Origin of the sequence: Ruegeria sp. SCP11, from assembly GCF_040329455.1 — a bacterium.
In the GTDB taxonomy this organism is placed as follows: domain Bacteria; phylum Pseudomonadota; class Alphaproteobacteria; order Rhodobacterales; family Rhodobacteraceae; genus Ruegeria; species Ruegeria atlantica_E.
In genome coordinates this window covers 117,852-135,170 of the sequence record NZ_JBDZYG010000001.1, presented here as the reverse complement: position 1 = coordinate 135,170, position 17,319 = coordinate 117,852, and the positions used below count along the sequence as shown (strand labels likewise).

Here is a 17,319-nt window from a genome sequence, read left to right as displayed (position 1 = left end):
CTAGCTTAACGACCGCAAGGCCGAGCATCCGGCCAGTTTTTGCGCAGCTACGGCCATTTCGACAGATCGGTTTCCCGTCCTGCCGGGCGATACCAAGGCGATGTTAGCATCGTGGGGGGGGCAGACTATACCGGCCTGCCTGCTGCTCTACACTTAGCTGAAGCTGGCTTCGACGCTGTTCTGCCTGATGCGTATCGCGTGGGCTTCGGTGCCTCTGGCCGCAATGGCGGACAGTTGGGCAGTGCCCAACAGATGGATCAGGAGGACTTGGAGCATCAAGTTGGGGACGATGACGCAGCCAAGCTGCGGGATTTGGCCGAGGACGCAAAGTAACTGGTCAAGTCCCTCATCACGAAACATCAAATCGACTGCGATTTGAAGCTCGGTATCGCAGGGCTGGCTCTATCGGTCTCAGAACAAAAAGAGCTGCACGAGCACGCGGCCCATTTGTCGAACCGTTATGGCTATGATCAAGTCGAGCTATTGGATGAGGCAACCGGGCACGCCTTGTGCCCCTCGCCCGCCTAAAAAGGCGGATACCTGAATATGGACGCGGCCCCTCTGCACCCGCTTAATTTTGCTTGGGGGCTGGCACAGGCAGCAGCAAAAGCCGAAGTGCGCATCCATGAAAGCACCGAAGTCACAAGCTTCGACGAAAGCTATGGCAACCGTTTCCCTGCCGATATCGCCGCTAAAGTGCCAAAACCTATGTCAGAAATCTTCCCGCACCTTCGGGACGTGATGATCGACTATGCTTGGGGCGGTAGGCTCGCCATAGCTGCGCGGCGAATGCCTTATCTGGCACATGTTGCAGCGAAAATCCTGTCAACCTCAGGCTATTCCGGCTACGGCGTTGGGACAGTTACACATGCCGGGCAACTGATGACGTTGGCGATTCAATATCTGGCCGAAGGCTTTGGCACAATGGCCCGCGTCCCTGCTCTGCCCTTCCCCGGAGGCCCCGCCCTGCGCAGCCCCCTTCTGGTGCTGGCGATGACTAGGTTTGCGTTGCGGGATCGGTTGGGCCTCTGATTGCGAGAACTTTGGAGGAGGCTATTTCAACTCTCTCAAAACGCGAAATCCAGCAGTCGGCAAGCGAGCAGTTTCTCTAACGTTCCCCCTATTGGCCACTCGCGAAAAATCCATTGCAGCAGTGTAGGCACCACCACGCACCACTCTTCTTTCGCAAGATGTTCCAATTGCGTTTTCGAGGTAATTTGTAGATGTCTTCCAGCCCGATTATCTATCCGTCCAGCAGGACATTGTAATTTCAAGGACGTTGCCCGACATGTGACGCAAGCCCCAGGCGTTGGCAGCGTCCAGAGCATCCACAGGCACCGGTGTACCGCGTGACATGAGGTCCGGCCGTTTTTCACCCGATACTGTCTCGGTTACGCTCCCGAGGAAATTAACTTGATCAGTATTGACTTCTTCGCCTTGCGCAAAAGGCGTTTGCGTTCCTGCACGTGCAGCGTATTCCCATTCAGCTTCGGTTGGCAGGCGATAGACGTCCTTCCCCACGTTGCTGTTCAGCCAATCAGTATAGGAAACGGCGTCCAGGTAAGAAACCGTGATGACCGGATGGTTGCCAATTACCTTCGTGCGTGGACTGTTAGCATTCCTTACATAGTCCTGCGGCTCGTAACTTTCGCACCCGCCGTCATTCACACAGGCCATCCATTGAGCGTAAGTGATTTCGTTTCGACCCATCGGAACAGGTAGGTCTATGGTGACTTCGTGAACTGTCCCCTCATGAAACGCTATGTACAGATCTCCTGGCGTGACGGGGACCCACTTTCCAGCGTCATTGAACTTACAAGTCCGCTTTGGTTTACCCGGAGGTGCCCCCATCAGGAATTCTCCCAACAGTAAAGCAATCATCTCAGGGCAAACGTCGCATTCCTGAAACATCTCCAACGGCGCAACTTCCGTGCATTCCACAAGAACTTGGTCGGCCTGTACCGCCGAAGCGAATGCCGAAAACATCCAAAAGCACGCGAAACGTTTGACCATCAAAACAGCGACCCAATCCTACAAAAATAGCAACGTGATAATTGGGTAATTGCCACCTTACTTTGCCTAAAATTGCGAATTCAAAACAAACTTCTGAAGTTTGCAGCAAGCCAAACAGCGCCCCCCCTGATTGTGACGGATTGGTGAAATTTCGCCCACACAGCGATTGAGGGGTTGGATTACCTCACGAATAGCTTTACTTTTCCCAAAGTTAGAATTTGGGAAAATCAAATATGACGCTTCCTCCGAATGTTCATGACGCCGAACCTATCCCCGCAGCCGCCAAAGAAGCCATTGACGCCCTGATGCAGTCAGGCGACCTGTTTCGCTATACTGCGCCACAGGATGCTCCGGTGGCCCTGCTTGAGGCGGAATTCGCTGAATTGCTGGGTACGAAATACGCGTTGGCAGCCTCGTCCTGTTCAGCCGCTTTGTTCCTTTCGCTTAAGGCATTGGGCCTGCCTCGAGACGCGCGGGTTTTGATCCCGGGCTTTACCTTCGCCGCCGTGCCTTCTTCGGTCGTGCATGCGGATTGCATCCCGGCTCTGTGCGAAGTGGGTGAGAACTATCGCATTAATATGGAGGACTTCGCCACCAAGCTGGACGATGTGCAGGCGGTTATCATCAGCCATATGCGCGGCCACACATCTGACATGGACGCGATCATGGCCCTGTGCAACGAGCGCAACATCCCGGTGATCGAGGACGCGGCTCATTCGTTGGGCACGACTTGGCACGGTCAGAATATCGGCACTATCGGCAAGGTGGGTTGCTTCTCCTTCCAGTCCTACAAAATGATCAACGCGGGCGAAGGTGGTATTCTGATCACCGACGACGCCGATCTGGTGGCCCGCGCCGTAATTATGTCAGGCGCCTATGAGCACAACTGGAAAAAGCACAAAGGCCCTCACGGCGACAATTCTCCCGAACTGGAAGAGGCTTTTGCCCGCTGGCAGAACCAATTGCCGCTGTATAACTTGCGCATGAGCAACCTGAGTGCCGCCGTGATCCGCCCGCAAATCCCGGAACTGGCGCGTCGAGTGCGGGATGGCCTGTCGAACCATGACTATGTGGCCGAGCGGTTGAACAACTCGCCCAATATCGCAGTCCCGCCACCCTTGGCTCCCGAGCGGCGGGCACCAGACTCGATCCAGTTCAATCTGGTTGGGATGAACGAAGCCGAAATCCGCGCTTTTGCTGCCGCTTCAGAAGCGCGCGGCGTGAAGGTGCAGGTCTTTGGCCTCAGCGAGGACAATGCCCGCGCCTTCTGGAACTGGCAGTTCCTGCCCGAGAAGTTCGAGCTACCTCAAACGCGGGACATGTTGATGAAGGCGTGCGACGTCCGCCTGCCGGTTCGTCTGACGAAAGACGAGTTGGACGTGATCGCCGATATCCTGCTGGCCTCGGTGGGTGAAGTGACCGGCCCGGTTCCCGTCTACGGCACCTGAGTATCAGTCCAAGTTTAGATCAAACAGATCAGTTGAAAGAAACAGCGCTGTAATCCCCTCGGGGGTTGCAGCGACGCGGGACACGATTCCGACAACCTGCAAGCCGTTTGGCGTCTGCTCCAAAAGCGGCGCACCGGAATCCCCCATCATCAAAGGACAAATCGCTAGCAACATCCCGCCCTCCATTCGACGCGGGTCGCAGGTTGCAGTGCGGCTGAGAACATGCGGCCGAAGGCCGGGATACCCTGCAACAAAAGGTTCCGCCGGACCAGTATTCCCGACTGACAGAACGCCGACGTCCTGACCGAGAGGGTTTTCAAGCTCCAGTATCGCCCAATCCAAATCAACTCGGTTGTTGAAAACCCCAATTTTTCCCTGCTCGGGGTGCAACAAATATGCGGCGACGGTCGAGACCGCGGCAGCTTCTCCGCGCTGATATCCTGCGGCAAAACGGATACTGCTCGGGGGTATCCAGCTCTGTCGGGCAGTGTTGTATAAACAATGGGCGGCGGTCAGAACCTGCCGCTCCGACACCAGAACGCCGGTGCAATGGGAACGCTGATCACGACTAGCAAAATTGACCCGGCCAATCGCGCGCCAGGGAAGTTCGTCTGCATTCAGGATTTCCCGTGCGCGAATGTCATCACACCCGGCATCCGACTGACTGCCCAAAGAACAGATCGGTGACCATACTTGGGAAAAGCGCCCTTCGGACAGCGCCGGATGGGTCCACAACATTGTGACAATCAGGACCATCCAGCGCATCGCTGATACCGTCAGTTCAGCTTGGAGAGCTTCTTCTGCAACTCAGCCAGTTGCTTTTTGATGTCATCGAGATCTTCTTTGGATTCCGTCTTCTCTTCGTCTTTGTCCGGTCCGGACCATCCGCTGGACAAACCGCCAGTCATTGCCTTGAGGAACGCCTGCTGTTGCGCCTGCAGCGCCTCGAACCCCGGCATCTGAGACATCGGGTTCATGGCGTTCATGTTCTCCATCATCTTGTTCTGGCTTTCGCGCAGCATCTCGAACGAGCTTTGCAGGAATTGCGGCATCATCCCACCGCCAGGGATCATGTAACTGCGCACCAGATCGTTCAGCACATTTACTGGCAGCACATTCTCGCCCCGGCTTTCATGTTCGGCAATGATCTGAAGCAGATATTGACGTGTCAGATCGTCTCCGGTTTTCAGGTCGATGATCTGTACTTCACGCCCGTCGCGAATAAAGGCCGCGATGTCTTCGAGCGTGACATAGTCGCTTGTCTCGGTGTTATACAGCCGACGGCTGGCGTATCGTTTGATCAACAGCGGTTTTTCTTGTTCTGCCACCTGTTACCCTCCCCAGGATGATGCGTTGCAGCAGAGATTATGCGACTGCAGAACAAAAAGAAAGGGCAGGTCATTCGACCTGCCCAACGCGATTGCACCAGATGGGAGGAACGGGTGCGTGTCGCGGTCTTTCTTACTTGGCAGTTGCAGCTTTCTTGGCAGCAGCTGTCACGTCGTTGGTTGCTTTCTTGACGGCAGCAGTTGCGTCTTCAGCAGCTTCTTTGCCAGCAGCCATCAGCAGCTCGACAGTTTCGGTCTGCAGTTTCTTCGCGATTTCTGCGAAGGCAGCCATGTTTTCAGCAGCAACTTCGGCCGACGCGCTTGCGAAGTCGGTTGCGGCTTTTGCATAATCGGCCGGCTCGGCCTTTGCTTTCGACATCTCGGTCAGTTTGGCCAGGGTGTCCTTGGTCCATTTGTTCGAGATTTCAGCCGATTTTTCAGCTGCTTCCAGAGCAACGCCCGACAGCTTTTCGTTCAGCGAAGCAGTCGATTTGAAGGCACCTTCCAGAGCGGTGGTGTCAACGGGGAATGCGCCCATCATTTCTTTCAGGGTCGCGGTAAAGTCTTGAGTCTTTGCCATTGTCCTAATCCTTTTGCCGAACCGGGCCCACCCCGGCTTTCATCAGCTTGAGGACAATATGATTGCTGCGACGCAGCATTGCAAGTTTTTTCTCGCTGCGTCGCAGAAAAATTTTAGTTTCAAAATGAAATCAACCGTTTGGGTTGGCTACAACATAGGTGCCCGGGGCCGGCGTCAGTCGGGGGTGCTCCGAATCGCCGGTATCGCGGGCGGGAACCTGTTTGCCCGAGCGCTTCTTCAGCCAAGCCTCCCACAGGGGCCACCATGACCCTTCATGGAAATCGGCCTCTTTCAACCAGGTGTCGGCATCGGCTTTCAGATCGGGGTTGGTGTAGTGACCATATTTCTTCTTGCTGGGCGGATTGACGATGCCTGCAATATGGCCGGATTCCGAGACCACAAAAGTCTTGGACTTTGACCCCATCTTCTGCACGCCGCGATAGCAGTCTTTCCAGGCGGCGATATGATCAGTCTCACAGGTAATCGCCATCAGCGGCACATCCACATCGCTGAGCTTGAGCTTGTGGCCAAGCAACTCGAACCCGTCTGCTGCGAACTCATTGCGTTGGCAGAGACCGCGAAGGTACTGCACAGTCATCTTGGCCGGAAGGTTGGCGCCGTCGCCATTCCAGAACAGCAGATCAAAGGCGGGCGGCACCTCTCCCATCATATAGCTGCGAATGGCCGGACCGTAGACCAGATCGCGCGAGCGCAGGAAGGACATGGTACGCGCCATGATCCACGACCGCAGGATGCCCTCTTTGGTCACTTCTTCTTCGACCCCGTCGATGAAGTCGTTCTGTAGGAAGGGTGTGAACTCCCCCTGCTCCGAGAAGTCCGTCAGCGCGGTAAACAAGGTAGCCGACTTTATCGATTTGTCTCCGCGCTGCTTCATCAGAGCTAGTGTCAGGCTCAACGTTGTGCCCGCGATGCAATAGCCGATCGCGTTGACTTGCTTGACCTTGCAAATCTTCTTGGCCTCTTCGATCGCGGTCAGGAAACCGTCTTGGATATAATCCTCCATCCCGGTGTCGGCATAGCTTTCGTCCGGGTTAACCCAGCTAACGACAAACAGGGTATAGCCCTGCTCGGTGATCCATTTGATCAGGCTGTTCTGCGCCTTCAGATCGAGGATGTAGAACTTGTTGATCCAAGGCGGGAACAGGACAATGGGCGTCTCATGAACTGTCTCGGTCGCGGGCTTGTACTGGATCAGTTCCATCATCCGGTTACGGTATATTACATCGCCTGGCGACGTCGCCAGATTGCCGCCGACCTCGAACGCGCTCTCATCGGCCAACTTGACCACCAGTTCACCATCGTTGGCTTCAAGATCTGACACGAGGTTCTCAAGCCCTTGGATCAGCGACTGCCCCTCGGTCTCAACGGCCTTCTGCAGCGCGTCCGGATTGGTCGCCAGAAAGTTCGTCGGCGCCATCATGTCGACAATCTGCTGCGAGAAATACCGCAGACGGCGCTTGTCCTTGGCGTCCAAGTCATCGACCGAAGCAACAGCCTGAGCGATCGCGTCAGAGTTGGTTTGGTATTGCTGGCGGATCAGGCGAAAATAGGGGTTGGTTTCCCACAGGGGGTTGGAAAACCGCTTGTCGCGAGGTTTATGGTCTTCTTCCTCAACCTCGCCCGTCGTCATCGCCTGCTGGGCTTCGGCAAAGTTCAGAACGGATTTGCCCCAATATTCGATCTGCTGTTCAAGCAGCTTAGCGGGATTCTGCCATGCTTCGGACCAATATGCCGTTGCTGCTCGTGCGAAAAGCTCTTGATTCGGGGCGTCCAAAGCAGGGGTGTGCGACTTTTTCCCAGCCATAACCTCGACCAGCCGCTTCGAAAGCGCCTCGACCTTTTCCATATTTTCTTTAAGTCGTTCAATGTTTTCTTCGGTAGCTTCAGGCATCTGATCTTCACTTGTTGTCATTTTAACAATTCCCCCCTAACCTTTCTGCTATGCAGAATAACGTCGTGGGTGTCGGGGGGCAAAGCGGCGAATGGTCCGAACTCTCAGGCTGACACTTAGGAGGCCCCTTTTTCATGCGCTATATGCTCACCTACGACTTAATGGAAACAATGCGCAACACCAACCAATGGATGGGCGCAACGGCTAGCGCGGTCGCATCCTACCCGATCTTCTCGATGATACCGAACCCTGCCTTCAGCGCGATGGCCGCATGGGGCGAGGTGACCGAACGTACGTTTCAGCGCATGGTTGTCAAACCAGATTGGGGTATTCGTACCTTTACCTGCGAAGATGGCAAGGACCATTTGGTAGATATCACAACCGTGCTGGAACGCCCCTTTGGCGATCTGGTGCATTTCCGGGTCAATGGTCGGCAAGAACAACCGCGCAAGGTTTTGCTGGTGGCGCCGATGTCCGGTCACTATGCCACGCTGCTGCGGTCCACGGTCAAAAGCCTGCTGGTCAATTGTGAAGTCTACGTTACCGACTGGCATAATGCGCGCGATATTCCCGTGTCTGAAGGCAAGTTCGATGTCGAGGATTATACCCTCTATCTTGTCGATTTTATGAAAGAGCTTGGCCCCGACACTCATGTCGTGGCGGTTTGCCAGCCCGCACCGCTAACTCTGGCCGCCACCGCCTATCTGGCCGAGCTCGAGCCCAAGGCGCAGCCCAGCACCCTGACCCTGATTGGTGGCCCGGTTGACCCAGACGCCACCCCAACCGACGTGACTGATTTCGGCCGCCGTGTAACGATGGGGCAGCTGGAAGAAACCATGATCCAGCGTGTCGGCTTCAAATATAAAGGTGTGGGCCGCATGGTTTATCCCGGCCTGCTGCAACTGGCGTCGTTCATGTCGATGAACGCGGATCGCCACTCCAAGGCGTTCTCGGATCAGATTCACCGCGTCATGCGGGGTGAGGCCTCGGATCTGGATGCGCACAACCGGTTCTACGACGAATACCTGGCCGTCATGGACATGACCGCCGAGTTCTATCTTTCCACGGTCGAACGTGTGTTCAAGAACCGCGAGATCGCCCGGAATGAATTCGTGGTCGCGGGCCACAAGGTCGATATCGGCAAGATCACCGATGTGGCGGTCAAGACAGTCGAAGGCTCAAATGACGACATTTCAGCCCCCGGCCAGTGTATCGCGGCGCTTGATCTATGTACCGGTCTGCCAGACGCGAAAAAGGCCAGCCATGTTGAGCCGGGTGCCGGTCACTATGGTATCTTCGCCGGGCGCAGCTGGCGCGACAATATCCGGCCGCTGGTGATCGACTTCATGAACGCAAACTCACGAAAATCGCAGCGGCGGGCCGCCAACAACAACAAGGTCGCCTGACGCAATGGGCAGGAGAACGGCTCATGACACGCCCTTCTCCTGCAATTGCGGTACGTTACACGGACACATTACCGCTGCCGGAGTACATTCGGGCACCCATGTCGGTTGTTTCTGCCGCGACTGCCGTGCCGCTCAGCTTTACTTTGGGCAACCAGACCCAGCCCCCGGCCCCGTTGACATTCTGCAAATGAGCCCGGAAGAGATTCGCTTCGACGGTGGCGTAGAACAACTTGCGCTGATGCAGCTAAGCCCAAAAGGGATGCTGCGGTGGTACGCCAAGTGTTGCAATGCACCGCTGGCGACGACACCGCGGACGGCGAAGGTTCCGTTCGCCGGGTTCATCGTCAGACGTGTTGCCGACCCAAGCCAACTAGGCCCAATCACGACCCGAGGGTTCATTCCCCAACCGGACGGCAAGCAATCACACGAAAAAGTACGTTACGCAGCAGTTGGGCTTCTCAAGCGTCTTGTGAAATCGTGGCTGTCAGGCAGTTGGAGAAAAACGCCCTTCTTCGACGCGAGCAGCGGCGATCCCGTAGCGATACCCACGGTCCTCAGCAAGACTGAGCGCGCGACGTTTTACACATAAGCCATACGGGCAGGCGCACTTAGCCAATCTGTCAGGGCGTCAGTCACAAGTTGAGGTGTTTCAAGGGTTGGCAGATGACCGGCCTCTTCAACAACTTGAAGCTCTGCGCCCGGGATCAGGTCAGCCATAAAAGCATGTTTGCGGACCGGCGTCAGCGTGTCGTGCGCACCGCATAGGACCAGCGTTGGCACTTTGATGCGCCGCAACTCTCCTTGCTGATCCGGTCTCCGTTGCAGCGCACGAATCTGGCGCTCGAACACTTCCGGCCCCTGGTCCAATGCCATCTCAACTAGGTCATTCAATATCGGAATGCGCTTCGGCCCCGGTGCCAGCGCTTCCGACCCGACAATCCTGCGCATCACGTCATCCAGCCGCCCAGTTTTCGCGCCCACCAAATGTTCTTCACGCGCCGCCGCCAACTGCGGCGTATCGGCCTGCGCATCAGTTGCCATCAGGCACAGGCGTAACACTCGGTCGGGTGCCCGGCGAATGATCTCAAGCGCGACCACGCCCCCCATGCCCAGCCCGCCCAGCGCGAACCGATGCGGTAACTGATCCAGTAAGGCCGACGCAATCTCTTCAATGCGTTCACCCAACGACAGCGGCGCAACAGTGACCGCGCGTTGACGAGACAGACAACTGATTTGAGGCTCAAAAAGCCGTGCATCGCACATCATTTCAGGTAGTAAAACCAGCGGCTCGATCACGCGGGGCCTCGCAACACTTCAACTTTTAAATCGGTCGTTCTACCAAACAGGATGGGAGGTTTTACGAGCTCGGGCAAGTTAAACTTCAGGGATAATTTATGCCCAGGAAGGTCGGAAAATCAGCATACCTTGCACGGCGGGTATTGAGGTCTTCGGCCGGCTCGTCTCCAGCGCGCAACAAGCAGCCTCGCGGGGCTATGTAGCTATCGATCCGGCGATGGGGTATGGCTCGCCAGACCAGATTGAAGGCGCATAGCTTTGGGAAAAACCAGATTTCAGAATAGTCCAGGTGGTCGTGCATCCACCACGCAAGATCGCGCCAGTCCCGCCCGGACTGGTACTGATCGGCAAACCACGGAATGACAATCGATGCGCCTGCAATCCGCGCATCCCCTTCCGCTCGATCCCAGATGTGGCACTCCAACGGATTGTCATTCCGGGCACAATTCAGGCGGTTTTCATTCCCGAACTGGTTCAACGAAGGCGAGCGATACCCGGACCGAACAGCGACCCGCCCAAAGGTCTCCTCAAGTGGATCAAGCAGGGTCTGGCAAAATGCGCGGCCGGTTTCGATGGCAAGATCGGGATTGTCGGGAAGATTTTGTTTCTCATGGAAATTCCCGATTTCCGAATACAGGAAGTCTCGCATGAAGAAATGCCGGGACAGGCGCACGCGGCCAAGCGTTTCAAGGCTCCACATACTGCCCGGCTTGCGCATCGCTACTCCACTCCGTTCCCTTTGAGCCAGTCTAGAATACCTGTCACGGTTGCGTCGGTCTGCCCCGGAGACATCAAACGCCCCGCAATCACATGCGACATGGGATCATCGCCCGGCCCCATCGTCACCAGTTCTACCGTCGCAGGCCCGCCCCAGGCGTCGGCCACCTTGTGTGTCAGATCGGGCCGCACCACCTGATCGTCATCGGAAAACCAGAACAGTGCCGGTACCTGCGCACCCGAGAAATCCAGCGCATAAATGGTCTCGACCAGCACTGTCATCGACACCACGGCCTCCCACGGATAAACCGCCGACCAGTATTTGTTCAGTTCCGGGTCGGGACCAGAAACGTCGCGCTCCTCTCCCATCACAAGAGGCAGCCAGGTCCGCGCCCAGGGCAGACCGGGAATCCATGCGCCGGGTGTGTTCACTCCAAAGTTTGGAGAAACAAAGACTATCCCCGCAACATCCCAGCTCAGCTCTTCATCCAGCGCGGCAGCTGCGGCCAGCGTTCCGCCGGTCGAGGTTGAAATGACAACGACCTTGTCTCCAACCGCCCGCGCCGCCGCCAAGCCTTCGGCCATGTCCTGCATCCAACCCGATGCCGTCCCTTCGGCCATTGCGCTGCCTTCCCGCCCGTGCCCCTTCAGCCGCGTGTAGACCAGATTTGCCCCCAGCGCGTCGGCCACCATGTCGGGCACCGGACGGATTTCCTCGGACGAGGCCGAGAAGCCGTGGACATAAAGGACGGAAATCGGAGTGCGTTGTTCCTTGAACCCGTCCTGCCAGATCACCCGTTTTTCAACGCCCGATACGATATCGTCATAGGCGGACTCGGTACTTTCAAAATAAACTTGAACCCCCTCGCCGAATTTACGCGGATCAAAGCGCGGATGCAGGTTGACCTCTTCGCGTGGACCGAACCAATAGACCAGCCCGCCAATGACAATCAGCGCCAAAAGCAGGCGCCCCAGTACCCAGCCGAAGCGCCGCATTAGCTGCCCCCCACAACCTCAAGAACCGCGTTCTCGATCAGCCCCAGACAGGGACCGTCCGAGAAACGATGATCAGCGTCCTTGACCAATAACAGGCGCATATCCGGCCCGGTGGCGTGCTCCAGCAGACGCACGGCGGTTTCTGTCGATACGGCTGTGTCTGCTGTGCCTTGCAGGCTGCGAACCGGGAATGGCAGGTCCAGCGGGTCCCGCAGAACCAAACGCTGCCGTCCATCCTCGATCATCCGCTTCGTGATGACGTAAGGCTCCATATAATCCGAGGGCAGTTCTACGTGACCAACACTGTCTAATGCAGCCTTCTGTTCGTCGCTGAACGATGCCCAATAGCCATCCTCGGTAAAGTCCGGCGCGGCGGCGATGGTGACCATGCCCGCGATCCGTTCTGGCATCGCCTTGGCCAGCAGCAGAGCCTGCCACCCGCCCATGGACGAACCGACAACGATCAGAGGCCCCTCGGTCAGAGCTGTCATCGCAGCTACTGTATCCTCATGCCAATCCCCGATGCAGCCGTCGGTAAAGGCTTCGGAACTCTCTCCATGCCCGGAATAATCAAAGCGCAGGAACGCCTGCCCACGCGCCTGTGCCCAAGCCTCAAGGTGCACTGCCTTGGTGCCCTCCATATCCGATTTCAACCCGCCCAGAAAAACGATGGTTGGGCCCCTGCCCTCGCTCTTGTGATAGGCCAACCGTCGCCCCTGCGCCGTTTCAAGAAATTCCGTCGCTGCCATGAAACCCTCTTTCTGTTTGCGTAGCATCATGCACGGCAGAACAGTGGTCGCAATTCCCGAATTCCATCGTCCCGCTGCGTCAATGTCCCGCCGTTCCGCTCTTGACAGGCTATGCTGCACCTGCCAAATCAGCCGAACACCATAACCCGCAACCGGGCGTTCAGTGGGCGCCAAACCGACGAGGAGAGCCGATATGGCCTTGGATGCAAAATCCGTCTCACTCACCTTTCCCGATGGCAATGCACGTTCTTATGACGCAGGCGTAACGCCCGCGCAGGTGGCTGCCGATATCTCAACCTCGCTGGCGAAAAAAGCCATCTCGGCCACGGTAAACGGTCAGCATTGGGACCTTCAGTGGCCCATCGAAGCCGATTCCGACATCGCCATCCACACCATGAAGGATGAAGAGCAAGCCAATGAGCTGATCCGCCACGATCTGGCGCATATCATGGCGCGTGCGGTGCAGGAAATCTGGCCTGACACCAAAGTCACCATCGGACCCGTCATCGAAAACGGCTGGTACTATGACTTTGACCGGGCGGAACCGTTCACGCCCGAAGATCTCGGCCTGATCGAGAAAAAGATGAAGGAAATCATCAACAAGCGCGACACCGTGACCACCGAGGTCTGGGACCGACAGCGCGCGATTGATTTCTACACCCAGAACAACGAGCCCTATAAGGTCGAACTGATCGAAGCCATTCCCGGCGACGAGCCGCTGCGCATGTACTGGCACGGCGACTGGCAGGACCTGTGCCGCGGACCGCACCTGCAGCACACCGGTCAAGTTCCAGGTGACGCGTTCAAACTGATGTCCATCGCCGGCGCTTATTGGCGCGGCGACAGCGACCGCGCGATGCTGCAGCGTATCTACGGCGTGGCCTTTACCGGCAAGGAAAAGCTCAAAGCGCACCTGCACATGCTGGAAGAGGCCGCCAAGCGTGACCACCGCAAACTGGGCCGCGAAATGAACCTGTTCCACATGCAGGAAGAGGCTCCGGGTCAGATCTTCTGGCATCCGAACGGCTGGAAAATCTACACCACCCTGCAGGACTATATGCGCCGGATGCAGGAACGCGACGGCTATGTAGAGGTCAACACTCCGCAGGTCGTTGACCGTAAACTGTGGGAGGCCTCGGGCCACTGGGACAAGTACCAGGAGAATATGTTCATCGTCGAAGTGGACGAGGAACATGCCCGCGAAAAGGCGATCAACGCGCTGAAGCCGATGAACTGTCCCTGCCACGTGCAGGTGTTCAATCAAGGTTTGAAATCCTATCGCGACTTGCCGCTGCGAATGGCCGAGTTCGGATCCTGCGCACGCTACGAACCTTCGGGCGCGCTGCACGGGATCATGCGGGTGCGCGGCTTTACCCAAGACGATGGCCACATCTTCTGCGCCGAAGATCAGATCGAATCTGAAACCGCCAAGTTCATCGCCTTCCTGTCCAAAGTCTATGCCGACCTCGGATTCCACGACTGGACGATCAAGCTGTCCACCCGCCCGGAAAAGCGGATCGGGTCGGATGAAAGCTGGGATCTGGTCGAGAAGGCTCTGGGCGATGCCTGTAAGGCCGCCGGGTACGACTATGAAGTGCTCGAAGGCGAAGGTGCGTTCTACGGCCCCAAATTGGAGTTCACCCTGACCGACGCAATCGGTCGGACATGGCAATGCGGCACTCTGCAGGTTGACCCCAACCTGCCCGAGCGTCTGGACGCCAGCTTTATCGGTGCCGACGGTGCCAAGCACCGCCCGTTCATGCTGCATCGGGCGACGCTCGGTTCGTTCGAACGTTTCATCGGTATCCTGATCGAGGAACACGCTGGCAAACTGCCGTTCTGGCTGGCTCCGCGTCAGGTCGTTGTCGCCTCGATCACCTCTGAAGCTGATGACTACGTGAACGAAGTGGTCGAGACACTCAAGGCTGCTGGTGTCCGTGCCGAGGCCGACATCCGCAATGAGAAGATCAACTACAAAGTGCGCGAGCACTCGGTCGGCAAGGTGCCGGTCATTCTGGCTGTCGGCCACCGCGAGGTCGAGGAGCGCACCGTCAGTGTCCGGCGTCTGGGCGAAAAACAGACGCAGGTACAACCGCTTGACGTTGTAACAAAAGAGCTTTCGCAGGCGGCCACCCCGCCCGATCTGCTGTAACATTCGGCGCCAAATTGCCGGAAATCCGGCCCCAATTTTGGGGCCGGATTGAAACAATTTACCTTTTTCTTTTCAAAAACAATTTGTTACCCTTCAAGAGGGCATATCATGTCCTGACGGGGTTGTGAGACACGGGCTCGTGAATTCAAGTGCAGCCCCGCAAGTACTACCTTTGTCATTGTCACAAGAAGACATACGCAGTCATCAAAAGGGATTACCGAGATGTCGAACACCGCAAAAACACTGGTCATCGCAAGCGCAGTAGCAGCCGCCGTTTCAGGCGCAGCAACCACTGCCACCGCACAAGCCAAAGAGAAATGCTATGGCGTTTCGCTGGCCGGTCAGAACGACTGTGCCGCTGGCCCCGGTACTACCTGCGCGGGTACCTCGACCGTAGACTATCAGGGCAACGCCTGGACTCTGGTCGATGCCGGCACCTGCGCCGATATCGAACTGCCCGACAACCGCAAAGGCTCGCTGGAGCCACTGGACCGCGATCTGCCGGCATAAGCCCGAGCTTTCGAAAACTGAAGGGGCGGGCCATATCGCCCGCCTCTTCGTTGTGACTGGGGAGCACACACATGTTGGATAACACAACCAGACCGAACAAATTGCCAGCCGCACCGGGCGTCGGTTACAAACCCCAGCACTTTGCGCAGATTCTGGACAATGCGCACCCGGTTTCCTGGCTTGAGATCCACGCCGAGAACTACATGGGTGATGGCGGCCGTCCGTTGGCCCAGTTGCGCCATCTTTCAGAACAATTCCCGATCTCGGTCCACGGTGTTGGCCTGTCCATCGGCGGCGAAGGCCCACTGGACCCTGATCATCTTGCCCGGCTAAAACATCTGGTCGGCTGGCTGAACCCCGCCAGCTTTTCCGAGCATCTGGCGTGGTCGACCCATGACAGCCACTTCCTGAACGACCTGCTACCCCTGCCCTATACCGACAGCACACTGGCCCGCATTTGCGAGCATATTGATTTGCTGCAGGAAACCGTCGGGCGCGAAATGCTGCTGGAAAACCCCTCCAGCTATCTGGCGTTCGAAGAAAGCACGTGGTCCGAACCAGATTTCCTGCGTGAGATCGCGCGCCGGACAGGCTGCGGCCTGCTGCTGGATGTGAACAATGTATTTGTCTCGGCCACCAATCTGGATTTCTCACCACAGGGCTATATCGACGCTTATCCGTTGGGCGAGGTAGGCGAGATTCACCTTGGCGGCCATGACGAGGATGAAGATGACCACGGCCACCCGCTGCTGATCGACAGCCACGGACGTGAGGTGGTCGACCCGGTCTGGGCGCTGCTGGATTACGTGCTGGATAAAGCGGGACCGAAGCCGCTGCTAATTGAATGGGACACGGACGTGCCCGACTGGCCCATTTTGCGGGCCGAGGCCGACCGCGCACAAGCGGCTCTGGACCGCGTCCCGGCATGAGCGTTTCGCAAACCACCTTCCACACAGCTCTGCTGGACCCTACGGCAGATATCCCCGAGGGGTTGCTGGACGCAGACGCTCAGCCCGCCGGACGCCGGTTCAGCGTGTACCGCAACAACGTCGCAGTTTCCCTGACCGAAGCGATGCACCAGGCCTTTCCGGTCATCACCAAACTGCTTGGCACCCAAAACATGGATGGGCTGTCAGGGATTTTCTTGCGCAAGCATCCACCTTCATCACCACTGATGATGTTTTACGGCGAGGACTTCCCCGACTTTATCGCTGGGATGGAGCAGCTTTCCCATTTAGGATACCTGCCCGACGTCGCGCGGCTGGAACTGGCGCTGCGCCGCTCTTACCACGCCGCCGACAGTCAGGCCGCCCCGGCCGACGCGCTTGCCATTCCTCCCGAGGATATCATGCAGGCACGGCTGGGATTGGCCCCGTCGATGCAGATGTTGCAATCGGACTGGCCGATCTATTCCATCTGGAGATTCAACACCGAAGACGGCGCGCCCAAACCCACCGCCGGTGCCGAAGATGTTCTGATTACCCGACCAGATTATGATCCCGCACCGCAACTGCTGCCCACCGGCGGTGCACATTGGATCGCTGGCCTTCAGGCCGGGCAAACCATTGGCAGCGCGTTTGAAAAAACCGCAACTGAATTCCCCGAATTTGACCTTGGGGCCACTCTGGCGCTGCTTTTGCAGGGCGGCGCAATAACCTCTGTGACTATCGAAAGGCTGGCGACATGACTGCCCTGATCTCATTGCACAACAACACCCTGGGACGGCTGGAAATGACCTCCGGCTGGTTGACACCGACCCTGGCCCGGCTGGTCTTTGCGGCAACGTTGCTGGTGTATTACTGGAACTCGGCCAAGACCAAACTGGGTAGTGGGTTCTTTGGGTTCCTGTCCCCGTCCGATGGTGCCTATGTGCAAATTTTCCCTAAAGCGATGGAAGCCGTCAGCTATGACAGCTCGCAATTGGGTTTCATGTACTGGCTCATCGCCACGTTAGGCACATGGGCCGAGTTTCTGCTGCCCGCGATGATCGTTGTCGGGTTGCTGTCACGAGTAGCTGCCATGGGCATGGCCGTTTTTGTCTGGGTCCAGACGATCGTAGACGTTAATGGGCACGGCACTGAGCTAGGCAGCTACTTCACCAACGCCGTCAGCTTACTGGATGATCGGACGCTTTGGTGCTTCTTGTTTTTGGTTATCGTAATCAACGGCGCAGGCCCACTTTCGTTGGACCGCATCCTGCGCATCAAGTGAA

At 57.2% G+C, this 17,319-nt stretch carries 16 protein-coding genes and 2 pseudogenes; 9 read left to right on the top strand and 9 right to left on the bottom strand.

Going from position 1 to position 17,319, the window contains the following annotated elements:
* Window positions 1–7 precede the first annotated feature (7 nt).
* Window positions 8–1,032, top strand: a pseudogene (locus ABLN94_RS00690) (NAD(P)/FAD-dependent oxidoreductase); the annotation flags it as partial.
* A gap of 21 nt (window positions 1,033–1,053) precedes the next feature.
* On the opposite strand, the pseudogene ABLN94_RS00685 reads toward ABLN94_RS00690, so the two are convergent.
* A pseudogene (locus tag ABLN94_RS00685) lies at window positions 1,054–1,881 on the bottom strand (formylglycine-generating enzyme family protein).
* Between the two features lie 365 nt (window positions 1,882–2,246).
* Between ABLN94_RS00685 and ABLN94_RS00680 the strand changes: the two are divergent.
* Window positions 2,247–3,461 carry a DegT/DnrJ/EryC1/StrS family aminotransferase gene (locus tag ABLN94_RS00680; RefSeq protein ID WP_352988211.1) on the top strand — a complete coding sequence of 405 codons (1,215 nt, stop codon included), beginning with the start codon at window positions 2,247–2,249 and terminating at the stop codon, window positions 3,459–3,461.
* A gap of 3 nt (window positions 3,462–3,464) precedes the next feature.
* Here the strand turns inward: ABLN94_RS00680 and ABLN94_RS00675 are convergent, their stop codons facing one another.
* The 4 genes from ABLN94_RS00675 to ABLN94_RS00660 form a co-directional block, all read right to left on the bottom strand.
* Window positions 3,465–4,226, bottom strand: a complete 762-nt coding sequence (locus tag ABLN94_RS00675; protein ID WP_352988209.1) for a trypsin-like serine peptidase — start codon at window positions 4,224–4,226, stop codon at window positions 3,465–3,467.
* A gap of 11 nt (window positions 4,227–4,237) precedes the next feature.
* Complete coding sequence (gene phaR / locus ABLN94_RS00670) at window positions 4,238–4,789, bottom strand: polyhydroxyalkanoate synthesis repressor PhaR (RefSeq protein ID WP_352988207.1); 552 nt, start codon at window positions 4,787–4,789, stop codon at window positions 4,238–4,240.
* Window positions 4,790–4,922: 133 nt separating this feature from the next.
* A complete protein-coding gene (locus ABLN94_RS00665; RefSeq protein WP_170329304.1) occupies window positions 4,923–5,369 on the bottom strand; it encodes a phasin family protein in 447 nt (148 codons plus the stop codon).
* 130 nt (window positions 5,370–5,499) lie between these two features.
* The gene (locus ABLN94_RS00660) at window positions 5,500–7,302 is read right to left on the bottom strand and encodes a PHA/PHB synthase family protein (protein ID WP_352988205.1); all 1,803 of its coding nucleotides are present in this window, start codon (window positions 7,300–7,302) and stop codon (window positions 5,500–5,502) included.
* Window positions 7,303–7,415: 113 nt separating this feature from the next.
* On the opposite strand from ABLN94_RS00660, the gene phaZ reads away from it, so the two are divergent.
* Together phaZ and ABLN94_RS00650 are read left to right on the top strand one after the other, a co-directional pair.
* Window positions 7,416–8,687 carry a polyhydroxyalkanoate depolymerase gene (phaZ, locus tag ABLN94_RS00655; protein ID WP_352988204.1) on the top strand — a complete coding sequence of 424 codons (1,272 nt, stop codon included), beginning with the start codon at window positions 7,416–7,418 and terminating at the stop codon, window positions 8,685–8,687.
* A gap of 4 nt (window positions 8,688–8,691) precedes the next feature.
* The gene (locus tag ABLN94_RS00650; RefSeq protein ID WP_352988202.1) at window positions 8,692–9,276 is read left to right on the top strand and encodes a DUF6151 family protein; all 585 of its coding nucleotides are present in this window, start codon (window positions 8,692–8,694) and stop codon (window positions 9,274–9,276) included.
* On the opposite strand, the gene ABLN94_RS00645 is transcribed toward ABLN94_RS00650, so the two are convergent.
* From ABLN94_RS00645 to ABLN94_RS00630, 4 genes are all read right to left on the bottom strand, one after another.
* Window positions 9,267–9,983 (bottom strand): alpha/beta fold hydrolase, encoded by a 717-nt coding sequence (locus ABLN94_RS00645; RefSeq protein WP_352988201.1) that lies wholly within the window; start codon window positions 9,981–9,983, stop codon window positions 9,267–9,269. The two genes, ABLN94_RS00650 and ABLN94_RS00645, sit on opposite strands and share 10 nt — an antisense overlap.
* Before the next feature lie 85 nt (window positions 9,984–10,068).
* Window positions 10,069–10,683 carry a hypothetical protein gene (locus ABLN94_RS00640; RefSeq protein ID WP_352988976.1) on the bottom strand — a complete coding sequence of 205 codons (615 nt, stop codon included), beginning with the start codon at window positions 10,681–10,683 and terminating at the stop codon, window positions 10,069–10,071.
* Window positions 10,684–10,703: 20 nt separating this feature from the next.
* On the bottom strand, window positions 10,704–11,696 hold the full coding sequence (locus ABLN94_RS00635) for an alpha/beta hydrolase (RefSeq protein ID WP_352988199.1): 993 nt from the start codon (window positions 11,694–11,696) through the stop codon (window positions 10,704–10,706).
* A complete protein-coding gene (locus tag ABLN94_RS00630; RefSeq protein WP_352988198.1) occupies window positions 11,696–12,445 on the bottom strand; it encodes an alpha/beta fold hydrolase in 750 nt (249 codons plus the stop codon). The genes ABLN94_RS00635 and ABLN94_RS00630 overlap by 1 nt, the downstream gene beginning before the upstream one ends.
* Before the next feature lie 193 nt (window positions 12,446–12,638).
* On the opposite strand from ABLN94_RS00630, the gene thrS reads away from it, so the two are divergent.
* The 5 genes from thrS to ABLN94_RS00605 all read left to right on the top strand — a co-directional run bounded on the left by thrS (window position 12,639) and on the right by ABLN94_RS00605 (window position 17,318).
* Window positions 12,639–14,597 (top strand): threonine--tRNA ligase, encoded by a 1,959-nt coding sequence (gene thrS / locus ABLN94_RS00625; protein ID WP_352988196.1) that lies wholly within the window; start codon window positions 12,639–12,641, stop codon window positions 14,595–14,597.
* A 222-nt stretch (window positions 14,598–14,819) separates the two neighbouring features.
* Window positions 14,820–15,107: a DUF2282 domain-containing protein gene (locus tag ABLN94_RS00620; protein WP_170325388.1), complete on the top strand. Its 288-nt coding sequence runs from the start codon at window positions 14,820–14,822 to the stop codon at window positions 15,105–15,107.
* 71 nt (window positions 15,108–15,178) lie between these two features.
* On the top strand, window positions 15,179–16,036 hold the full coding sequence (locus ABLN94_RS00615) for a DUF692 domain-containing protein (protein WP_352988194.1): 858 nt from the start codon (window positions 15,179–15,181) through the stop codon (window positions 16,034–16,036).
* The gene (locus tag ABLN94_RS00610) at window positions 16,033–16,794 is read left to right on the top strand and encodes a DNA-binding domain-containing protein (RefSeq protein WP_352988193.1); all 762 of its coding nucleotides are present in this window, start codon (window positions 16,033–16,035) and stop codon (window positions 16,792–16,794) included. Before ABLN94_RS00615 ends, ABLN94_RS00610 begins: the two co-directional genes overlap by 4 nt.
* On the top strand, window positions 16,791–17,318 hold the full coding sequence (locus tag ABLN94_RS00605; RefSeq protein WP_352988192.1) for a DoxX family protein: 528 nt from the start codon (window positions 16,791–16,793) through the stop codon (window positions 17,316–17,318). The genes ABLN94_RS00610 and ABLN94_RS00605 overlap by 4 nt, the downstream gene beginning before the upstream one ends.
* Window position 17,319 lies beyond the last annotated feature (1 nt).